Raw genomic sequence first — 10,754 nt, forward strand, 5'->3', positions numbered from 1 at the left:
GGGGAACTGCCCACAAAAGAAACCGCATTCACCATGCAGTCATAGGCCTTCCGAATTGAAAGTCAGAACTCTCAAAATACACAGCGATGGGTTATTGCAATTTCGCGAGTTCTTCGAGCACGTTGGCAGCGGATTCGCGTCCACGGTGAGAGGTGCTCGTCAAACCAAACTTGACTTTGTTGTCAGCGCCGACAATGAAAGTCGATGGATAGGCTGTCTCGCGAGGAGCTTCCCAACGCAAACCCCATGCATTGGTAAACGTGTAGTCAGGATCGATCAGAAAATGGAAATGGTCAGGCAACTCGATCTCGCCCTGAAATTCTTTTGCGTGCTCAGCAAGCAGGGCCGCCGGACCTGGGTAAATCATGACTACCTGAGCGCCAGCCTTCTTTAATTCCGCTTTCTTGGACAAGAACTCAGCCACCTGACGACTGCAGACCGGACACTGATATTCCGGCCAGCCACGGAGGACGAGAAGAACAACGGGCCCGTTCTTTGACAGTTTCCGCAGTGAAATCGGCTCATTTTTTAGGTTCATCAACTCAAACTCAGGCGCTTCCGCATCGACTTTGGGAGGATGCGGAGCCTCCTTCCCCGGCACCGCCTGCCCCCGGCCTCCGCGCGCCCGCTCCTGAGTATTGCCGGTCGTTGCAATAGCCAGTGCCGCTATCGCAAGAAGTGTGCCTACTGAAGTCCTGAATCGTAGCATCAATGCCGTCTTTGTGTTGGTGGTCGAATCGGTTTTTTTATTCTCTTGTTAGTTACAACCCTGAGCACGCCGTTTAGTTTCTCTGAAAATCGTCGATGCAGCAATAAACCGCGGATCAACGAGAGTCGAGTTTCGAACGTATTGACTTTGCGTGACGTTGATACGCACTCTCCCCCGTCGCGATACTCGCCATGCGTTTCGTCCCACCATTCTCGTTTCGGACCGTCCCAAAGCTCCCGTCGCGGAGGATCTTTAACGGGGTGTCGATCTATTCCCTATTCCCTAGTTCCCCATTCCCCATTCCCCATTCCCCATTCCCCATTTCTCATTTCTCATTTCTCAATTCTCAATTCTCAATTCTCAATTCTCAATTCTCAATTCTCAATTCTCAATTCTCAATTCTCAATAATGCCCGTGTCGACTGGTTCCCCCCCTTTTTTCCTTGCCTCCGATGATTACCCTGCGGATTGCCCTGCGGTAGCTGCAAAATCGTCGGAGTCATTTTTAAGGGAAACGGAAGGTGAATCTTGGTGTGATACGCAACCGAGGCCACTCTGCTCGTACCTGCAGTTAACCTCGAACCAACAACTCGCGAACGCCGAAAGTTTCCAAGCCGAGCGATCCAAGGGGTTCAACCTGTGGTCGAGCGTGGGAGCCGAATGGGTCGCAGGGACGGCACCGGCGAGTTTTTCGGCAAAGGGAACGGTTGGATCTCGACACCCGCTAGGCGTTGCCCACGCCATCTGGTACCCCCCCCCCACTATGATGGTTTTTGTCGTTGTTTCCTGCCGTTTAGCGAGAGATGCTTCCTGCGGAGTGAGTTTTTGAAAGGAGCTCGGTTCGCTTTCAGCCTTACGATGATTGTGCGGCATAATTGATCTTGGTAGCATACAGACGGCATGAAACCGCACATGGGAATGGTGGCGGATTTCGATGCATTTTCCTCAGAGATGCACATTCCTCAGCGTTGCAGCCGTTGGTTCGTTCGCTGTGAGGCTCCCATTTTCCCGCCCTCCTTCAAGGTTTAAGCAATCATGATTAGCAAGACCTGGTCGAAGCGATCTGCTTTTCTGTCCTTCGCTGCCGTCATTTCTCTTGCCTGCGTTGACTCTGCGTTGGCTAAGGATCCTCCTGCAAAGCCCGACTTTACTCAAGGAGGCCAGACGGACGGAAGTCACGATTGGACGCTCGGGCCCACCGGCGCGCGGGGCTGGATCTATGCGTGGAAACATACGGGCGATGCTCGTCAAATCCTGGTCACGAAGGTTGCCAAAGGTTCGCCTGCTGACGGTGTCTTGATGGTCGATGATGTCATCCTCGGCGTCGAGGGCAAATCCTTTGATGATGATGCGCGGATACAATTCGCACGCGCCGTGACGCGAGCCGAGCAGGAAGAGTCGCGCGGTGTTCTCAAGTTGATCCGCTGGCGCGATGGTGAAACGGAGGATGTCGAAATCCGGATTCCAGTGATGGGTACGTACAGCGATACAGCGCCTTATGATTGTCCCAAGTCGGCAAAAATCTTTGCGTTCGGCTGCGAGGCGATCGCGAAAAGAGGCCTAAGAAACGTCTCAATCCCGAATAGTATCAACGCGCTCGCACTGCTGGCCAGCGGCAGGCCTGAATATCAGTCGATACTTTCTAGCTATGCCAAGAAGGTGTCCGACTACCATGAGGAGTCCTTTGCGACTTGGCACTATGGCTATGCGGTGATGTTTCTGGCCGAGTATGTCATGGCGACCGGCGATGACTCGGTGATGCCTGGGCTAAGGCGTTTGGCTCTAGAGGCTGCAAATGGGCAAAGCAAGGTGGGGACATGGGGACATCGGTTCGCGCTGCCGGACGGCAGAGTCGGTGGCTATGGTTGCATGAACTCGCCAGGAATCTCTTTGACAATCTCCATGGTGCTCGCTCGTGAGGCTGGCGTGAACGATCCCGTCCTCGATGGTGCGATCACTCGGGCAACCCGTTTCCTGCGTTGGTATGTCGATAAAGGGGCCATTCCCTACGGCGATCACGAGCCCTGGCCAGGACATGAAGACAACGGCAAGTGTTCGATGGCGGCGGTACTCTTTGATCTGCTGGGCGATCGCGAAGCGGCGACCTTCTTTGCAAAAATGGGCACCGCGGGCTACGACGAACGAGAACGCGGCCACACTGGCAATTTCTTCAACATCCTGTGGGCCATGCCTGCGGTGGCCCGCTGTGGTCCGTTAGCTTCGGCCGCGTATTGGCATGAGCAGTCTTGGTATTACGACCTCGCTCGCGGATTGGACGGTCGTTTCCGATATCAAGGTTCGCCGGTCGGCGAGGAGGAGCACGGGAAGTATGCCAATTTTGAAAGCACCGGTTCCTATTTGCTGGCCTATGCGTTACCGCTCAAAAGCCTTTACCTGACCGGCAAGAAACCGAGTTCGGTGGAGCCACTTGAGCCGACGGACGTGGATGATGTCATTGCTGCGGGACGTGGCTTTTTTTCGACGAAGGAAAAGGATCGCTTCCGCTACCAAGATCGGAGCGAAGAGGACTTGCTTGCCGGTTTATCGAGCTGGTCACCCGCGGTCCGCAAACGATCGATTGAGGAACTGCGTAAGCGTGACGGAGACTTCATGCCCGTTATGTTGGAGTTGCTCGCTTCCGAAGATCGCTATTCTCGATATGGTGCGGCCGAGGCGCTCGGGCAACTCGGTCGGAACGCCGATGCGCCAGCCCGTGTGTCAGCCCTAATCGAGGCGTTTGACGCCGATGACGTGTGGTTGCGAATCCTGGCCGCAGAGGCTCTGGCCAGAATCGGTGAACCTGCAAAGCAAGCTGTTCCTCGGATGCTTGAACGGCTTGCAAAGCCCGATCCCGAAAACGATCCTCGTGGCATGGAACAGCGATATCTTTGCTTCAATCTCTTTAACCGTCGCGGTGGCCTGATCGGCCAGTCGCTCGAAGGCGTCGATCGTGAACTGCTGTTGAATGCCGTTCGCGTGGGCCTGCAGAATGAAGATGGACGAGCTCGCGGTAGTCTTGGTTCGGTCTACGAGAATCTTACTTACGACGAAATCAAACCATTGCTGCCCGCAATCCACCAAGCGATTGTCGAGCCCGCTCCGAGCGGAATCATGTTTGCCAGCGGAATTCGGCTAAGCGGCGTCGCACTACTTGCCAAGCACCGGATCCGAGAGGGCATGCCGCTCTGCATTCAGATCATGGAGATCGACAAGTGGGGTAAGAAAAATCGCATCACCCAATGCCTCGCCACTCTCGAGACCTACGGGGCAGCGGCCAAAGCGGTCCTGCCTGAACTCCGGCAACTTGAAAAAGATCTGCTTGCCCACAGCGAGGCGCGGATGCTGGCGCCCGTCATCAAGCAGGTGCAGACGATGTTAGACGAAATGGAACAGGCTAACGATACCGTTGAATTACGTGGTATCGATGGGCTTTGAGCATGCCGTAAAGCGGCTTCGCTACGACCAAGCGTGATTGGGACTTCCAGTCCCAGTTTTATGCAGACTGCGGCTGGAAGCCACAGCCACGAAAAAAAGATTAGATGCGGTGATAACGGATGGAAGTGCGGTCGATTTTGATTCCCAACGAGACTAAATAATGCGAACCATGCGAACGAAAAAAAGCGAATTCCTAACTTCTTGCTGTTGCCTGTTGGTCGCCTTGGGTGTCAGTTCAATCGTAACCACCAAGGCTGGCTTTGCCCAAGAGAGTGTTGACGCCAAGTCAATTGATTGGCAGGCGTATCTTGAGCCGTTCGATATGCGTTGGGATCGATTGCCGAAAAAGTGGTCGGAAGCTCCCTTTTTGGGCAATGGCGAACAGGGCACGTTGATGTACCAGTTGGGGCCGCGAGAGATTCGCTTTGACGTAGGCTGTTCGGCCGCACACGATCACAGGCCGTTTGAGCAAGACGACTTGACTGAAAAACATGTTGAGGTACTCAATCGTGGCAGGTTAACCATCGGTTCCCTGCGTCTACAATTGCCCGCCGATGTTGTTGGTGGCTCGGCTCGAGTCAATCTATGGGATGCGGAAGCAACCGGGGTGTTGGAATCAGCCGACGGCAAGGTACAGTGGAAGTCGGTGGTTCATGCAACAGAGCCGGTGATTTTTGTGCAGTGGGAATCAGCGGGCAATTTGAAGGATACACGCATTGACTTTCGCACCGAACGTGCCAAAAACCCACGTGCCTTCCGCGGTAAGAACGAACGTCAACCGCCCCATCCTGAGCCCAAATCCTATGTCTCCGAAGATGGCATTCAGGCGAGCATTCAAGACTTGGTTGCCGGTGGCCAGACCGCGGTGGCCTGGAAGATCGATGACGCAGGTCCGAAGCATCGAATCTGGCTGAGTGTTCAGCACAGCTATCCCGATGCCAATGCGATCGATAAAGCGATTGCTGCGGTTCGAATCGCCAGTTCCGCGGACAACGATTCCTGGTTGGCGTCCCATCGAGTTTGGTGGCACGAATATTATCCACAGAGTTTTCTGTCGACAGGAGACGGCTATTGGGATTCGTTCTATTGGGTCCAGCAGTACAAGTTGGCTTGCGCCACGCGGAAGAACGGGTGGATCATCGACAACCAAGGGCCGTGGTTACAGCCAACCGCTTGGAATGCAATTTGGTGGAATCTGAACGCGCAGTTATCGCACCAAGGTGGATACCAGGCGAACCGACGCGGTGCCGTTTCGGCGCTTAGTCACCGAATTGATGTCAATCAAGAATCGTTGAAGTTGAATGTTGCAGCACCCTATCGCCATGACTCCTCGGCGCTGGGGCGGAGCGTTTCGAACTGGGATCTACTTGGGCATGCAGGTGAACCGGGTGGACGCGATTCGATGGACCGCAATATTGGACGCGAAACAGCCAACTTGCTTTGGGCGTTACACAATGTTGATCTGGAGTATCGCTATTGGCAGGATGCCGATCTTCGTGACCGTGTCTTGTTGCCGGTATTGATTCGTGCGGTGAATTACTACCGCCACTTTTTGAAAGAAGGTGACGATGGTTGGTTGCATTTGCCTCAAACGCACAGCCCCGAGTATCGTAATGCTGCGGATTGCTCGTACGATCTCGATCTCTTGCGTTGGGCCGTTGGCCGATTGATCGAATTGTCCGCCGAACGAGCGTGGGATGAACAGCAACAACCGCTGCTGCCCGAATGGAAACGAATTCAAGCGAAGTTGGTGCCGACATGGGTTGATGAAACCGGTCGAATGATTGGCAAAGGCGTTCCACTCACAGGCGGTCATCGGCATTGGTCGCATCTGTTGGCTGTCTATCCGCTCCGCACCTTGACGCCTGAGAATCCCGACGATCGTCAACTGATTGAAAAAAGTGTGAAGCATTGGCGCAGTTTCGGCCGAGGGATTGCAGGCTACTCACACTCGGGCAGCGCATGCATCGCTGCGATGCTGGGAGACGGTGATTTGGCGTTGGAGTACCTAAGCAATTTAAAACCCTACGTTCATCCCAATACATTTTATTCCGAAATTGGACTTCCCGTGATGGAAACACCCTTGCACGGAGCGACAGCGGTGCAAGAAATGTTGTTTCAGAGTTGGGGGGGACGCTTACGGTGTTTTCCCGCGGTTCCATCCACTTGGCCCGATGCACAGTTTGTGGATTTTCGTGGCGAAGGAGCATTCTTGGTGAGCGCGTTACGCCGCAACGGTAAAACGGAGTGGGTCGAAGTCGTGTCGACCAAAGGTGGCAAGATTGAATTGGAAACTGGCATTCATGGCGGTCAATTTCAGATCCAAGGAAACGCGGAAGTCGAAGAATTACAAGATGGCGTGTTCCTATTGAAGACGTCTCCTGGAAGTGTGATCCGCGTTGCATCAGAAACGGCCAGCAAAGAGTCCTTGTTTGTGCCTCAAGTGATCCCGTCGCGAACCGACCTGTTTCGGTTCGGACTCAACTAGAGCATTTTGTTTTTTGATGTGGCTGGGGCTTCCAGCCCCAGTTGAGAAGAATGCTCGGGCTTCCAACCCCAGTTGAGAAGAGTGCTGCGACTTCCAGTCCCAGTTGAGAAGAACGCTGCGGCTTCCAGTCCCAGTTGAGAAGAACGCTGCGACTTCCAGTCCCAGTTGAGAAGAACGCTGCGACTTCCAGTCCCAGTTGAGAAGAACGCTGGGGCTTCCAGTCCCAGTTGAGAAGAACGCTGCGGCTTCCAGTCCCAGTTGAGAAGAACGCTGCGGCTTCCAGTCCCAGTTGAGAAGAACGCTGCGGCTTCCAGTCCCAGTTGAGAAGAGTGCTGCGACTTCCAGTCCCAGTTGAGAAGAATGCTGCGGCTTCCAGCCCCAGTTGAGAAGAATGCTGGGGCTTCCAGTCCCAGTTGAGAAGAACGCTGGGGCTTCCAGCCCCAGTGGAGAGGAATGCTGCGGCTTCCAGTCCCAGTTGAGAAGAATGCTGCGGCTTCCAGCCCCAGTTGAGAAGAATGCTGGGGCTTCCAGTCCCAGTTGAGAAGAATGCTGGGGCTTCCAGTCCCAGTTGAGAAGAATGCTGCGGCTTCCAGTCCCAGTTGAGAAGAATGCTGGGGCTTCCAGTCCCAGTTGAGAAGAATGCTGGGGCTTCCAGTCCCAGTTGAGAGGAATGCTGGGGCTTCCAGCCCCAGTTGAGAAGAATGCTGCGGCTGGAAGCCACAGCCACTTGAGATTCTTAGTGGTGACAAAGCGCGAGGGTGTAAAAAACAGCAACGTTTGCAATTCGATTGCCTATGAAAATAGGTCATGCAGTTATTAAGTTCAGCTGAGTCGAAGGCTGAATAACCTCTCCTGAGCGAAGGGGACTGCTGAAGGAGTGGCATTGTTTTCAGGCCGGAGGCCGGCATATCCTTGGCGGTGGCGTGAGCCACCGAATCCAAGGCGTTTCAGTCGCCGCAAGGCCGGAGGCCGACACATCATCGCTGGTGTGTCGTCCTCCGGGCTAGTGGTTCCGTTTCCATCCATTCCACGCCACCGGAATGGAGATGTCGGCCTCCGGCCTAGGTTGGTTGCTACTATCTCACCACTTTCCGAAGCTTGGGGGGAGCATAAACGCTTGTGAAAAAACACTGAAAAGCCACCCAAGAATTTTTTAAACGACCTTAATGAAAGAGACAACATGACACGGTTGAGATTCGCGATAGCAAGCATGACGGTCCTCGCCTTGGTTCCTTGGTCGAGCGCGTTTGCGCAGCGAGAGCAAGGGGATGAAGGCCATCGAGGACCCAACTTCGTTTTCTTCTTGGTCGATGATCTGGGGTGGATGGATATCGGGGCCAATGGCAGTCCATTCTACGAAACGCCCAACGTTGACAAGCTAGCAGAGGAAGGTGTTCGGTTTACTCAGGCTTATGCCGGTTCCCCGGTTTGCTCGCCAACGCGGGCCGCGATATTGACGGGCAAAAATCCTGCACGCATCCACCTGACTCAGTGGATCGGCGGTCCAGGCAATCCGGACTACGAGCGCAACTTGCCGTTAGAAGAAGTGCTGTTTCCAGAGTTGCTGCAGCAGGCTGGATACAAGAACATCTTTCTCGGAAAATGGCACCTGAACAACCGGATTGGCGAAGGTACACACTGGCCAGACAAGCAGGGTTTCGACATCAACGTTGCTGGCCATTTTCGCGGTGGGCTCTACATCAAGAACAAATACTTCTCACCTTGGGATATACCGAACATCCAAAACGGTCCCGAGGGCGAATACATGACCGATCGTTTGGCGGAAGAAGCCGTAAGCTTTATCAACCAGAATCACGACTCGCCGTTCCTGGTGTATTTCTCTTTTTACTCGGTACATGCTCCGTTCAGTGCACCCGATAGGCGTGTCAAGAAGTACGAGGAAAAGCAAGAGACCGTCGGCTGGACCGAAGAGGAGCGATTCCAAGAAGGCATGCTTGCTGGGAAGCAATTGACCTACCGAGACAAACAAGATCATCCTACCTACGCAGCCATGGTTGCATCGATGGATCAGGCAGTGGGAAGAGTGCTCGAAGCCGTCAAAGCCAAAGGCATCGAAGACAATACAGTCGTTGTCTTTTTCTCCGATAACGGGGGACTGTCCACTTCCGAAGGCACGCCAACTGCAAACACCCCACTGAAGGCCGGAAAGGGTTTCTTGTACGAAGGCGGGATCAGGGAGCCGGCGATCATCAAGTGGCCTGGTGTTACCGAGCCAGCAACCGTGTCGGATGCCGTCATTACCAGCATGGATTTTTATCCAACGATTCTTGAAATGGCAGGACTTCCACTTCGCCCTGAACTGCACCAGGACGGCAAGAGTCTTGTGCCTCTGCTGAAGAATACGACGCAGAGGATTCATGATGCAACTTACTTCCATTACCCTCATCGTTCCAACCAGAAGGGCAGTCCGAGCGGAGCGATTCGCAAGGGAGATTACAAGCTAATCGTCTTCTTCAACGACAATCGGCGAGAGCTCTACAACCTGAAGCAAGACATTGGAGAGACACGGAATCTGGCAAGTGAGATGCCAGACGTGGCAGACGAACTGTATCGTGAACTCAAGGCGTGGTGGGAAGAGGTTGACGCACGATTCCCCGACGGCTACGTCGCCGATTAACGGCACATCCGTCCCGGATCCTATCAAAGATCCCACGTCACATATCCATTCCCGTAGTGGATCTTGTTAAAGATCCTATGTCTCGGATGGACGGTGGCGGTCTTTTAACGGCGTGTCGGTTCATTCAACGTTCTTATCGATAAAAGAGGTTGTAGCGATTAACCCGGTTAGTCGATGCAGTGGGGCGCATCTTAGTACTCGTTTGAAAAACACTCCGCGAATTATCCGCATTGCCGTTGGCGACCATTCGTATGCTAATTCACAGAGCCTTAGCCATCGCCAAACCGTCCAGCGATCGGTAATCGAGGTTAGCCCGCTGGTGGTATCGAGCGATAGTCAAAACGACGGCGCGTCGCATGACAATGGCTCTCCGATTGTGCGGGTTGTCCCATTGAGCGATAGTCAAAACGATGGCGCATCGCATGATGTGGACGAGGTAAAATCGATTGGTTGGATTGGGAAGCCTCTTCAAGAAAGGTAGGAGACGCATGAAAATCCAACGCGGACTGATGAGAATCTATGCAAGCTCAATTTTAGTCTTCGCATTTTAACGCGAGTATTTCGTGATTCGCATGTGTGCGAATACGCATCACCGAAGCTCGTAAGCAGGCGGCTTGGGAACGGTCGACGATAGACTTGAAAACATCGAAGCCGGAGTCGTGGATTTTTCGTAGCTCACAAACGGCCCTCCGTCAAATTATTTCTCGAAATTTGTCTGTACGTTGTTGCACCCCCTCTGCTGTGTATCTAAGATCAGTATCGTTACATTCACGAAACATCCCCGCCGCTGCGCTCCCATGCGCAGTCGACAAAACTCTCCTGTTAGGATGAACTCCGAAAAGCGAAACAGATCAACTTCTTGGCCACGTTAGTCAGGAAGTTGCCTGTGTTTAGGATTCAAGAGTCGCTTCCATGCAAAACGGTTTCCAAGATCGACGTTTCGACACGCCCGCGCTTCGTGCGGTGACGGGATCGGTTCGGACCATCGCCGGGGACTCGGCCCAATTGGGCGAGGACCAGGAAGCCGTTCCTCAAGCCAGCGACCTCGTAGTGGATCTTGTTAAAGATCCCAATGCCGCAAGCGACCTCGTAGTGGATCTTGTTAAAGATCCAAATGCTACAGGCGACCTCGTCGTGGATCTTGTTAAAGATCCCAATGCCGCCAGCGACCTCGTCGTGGATCTTGTTAAAGATCCCAATGCTGCAGGCGACCTCGTAGTGGATCTTGTTAAAGATCCCAATGCGACCAGCGATCGAGTTAAAAATCCCAATGCATTGGGAGGTTTAACAACCTCCACTACATTCATTCCGCGGCATTCGGATTCGTCAGAGTCCATGCAGGTGATGATTTTCGCGTATGTCACCAATCAACTTGTTTTATTTCCAATGTTGCGACACAGCGGCCACGCGTTGTGCTCACTCGGATCCCCGAGTCGCGTTAGCAATCCGTGGCATTGTCAATTTCCGCTTAGTTTAGGTAACTGA

Annotated in this window: 6 protein-coding genes; 4 read left to right on the top strand and 2 right to left on the bottom strand. The window is 53.6% G+C overall.

Annotated elements, in window-relative coordinates:
• Positions 1-91 precede the first annotated feature (91 nt).
• Positions 92-709, bottom strand: a complete 618-nt coding sequence (locus tag Q31b_RS25705) for a peroxiredoxin-like family protein (protein ID WP_146602525.1) — start codon at positions 707-709, stop codon at positions 92-94.
• Between the two features lie 1,034 nt (positions 710-1,743).
• Here Q31b_RS25705 and Q31b_RS25710 point away from each other — a divergent pair.
• Both Q31b_RS25710 and Q31b_RS25715 read left to right on the top strand, forming a co-directional pair.
• A complete protein-coding gene (locus tag Q31b_RS25710) occupies positions 1,744-4,143 on the top strand; it encodes a DUF6288 domain-containing protein (RefSeq protein ID WP_146602526.1) in 2,400 nt (799 codons plus the stop codon).
• A 169-nt stretch (positions 4,144-4,312) separates the two neighbouring features.
• Entirely contained in the window at positions 4,313-6,631 is a 2,319-nt protein-coding gene (locus Q31b_RS25715; RefSeq protein WP_146602527.1) for a glycosyl hydrolase family 95 catalytic domain-containing protein, read from the top strand.
• Here Q31b_RS25715 and Q31b_RS25720 read toward each other — a convergent pair.
• Complete coding sequence (locus Q31b_RS25720; protein ID WP_146602528.1) at positions 6,624-7,358, bottom strand: hypothetical protein; 735 nt, start codon at positions 7,356-7,358, stop codon at positions 6,624-6,626. The two genes, Q31b_RS25715 and Q31b_RS25720, sit on opposite strands and share 8 nt — an antisense overlap.
• Before the next feature lie 453 nt (positions 7,359-7,811).
• On the opposite strand from Q31b_RS25720, the gene Q31b_RS25725 reads away from it, so the two are divergent.
• Positions 7,812-9,269 carry a sulfatase gene (locus tag Q31b_RS25725; protein WP_231617853.1) on the top strand — a complete coding sequence of 486 codons (1,458 nt, stop codon included), beginning with the start codon at positions 7,812-7,814 and terminating at the stop codon, positions 9,267-9,269.
• Positions 9,270-10,319: 1,050 nt separating this feature from the next.
• Positions 10,320-10,754: a hypothetical protein gene (locus tag Q31b_RS25735; RefSeq protein ID WP_146602530.1), complete on the top strand. Its 435-nt coding sequence runs from the start codon at positions 10,320-10,322 to the stop codon at positions 10,752-10,754.

Source organism: Novipirellula aureliae, assembly GCF_007860185.1.
Taxonomy (GTDB): domain Bacteria; phylum Planctomycetota; class Planctomycetia; order Pirellulales; family Pirellulaceae; genus Novipirellula_A; species Novipirellula_A aureliae.

Bases quoted from the DNA above. Each gene is read 5' to 3' on its own strand.
- Q31b_RS25705 (WP_146602525.1), bottom strand. From the start codon at position 709: ATGCTACGATTCAGGACTTCAGTAGGCACACTTCTTGCGATAGCGGCA.
- Q31b_RS25710 (WP_146602526.1), top strand. From the start codon at position 1,744: ATGATTAGCAAGACCTGGTCGAAGCGATCTGCTTTTCTGTCCTTCGCT.
- Q31b_RS25715 (WP_146602527.1), top strand. From the start codon at position 4,313: ATGCGAACGAAAAAAAGCGAATTCCTAACTTCTTGCTGTTGCCTGTTG.
- Q31b_RS25725 (WP_231617853.1), top strand. From the start codon at position 7,812: ATGACACGGTTGAGATTCGCGATAGCAAGCATGACGGTCCTCGCCTTG.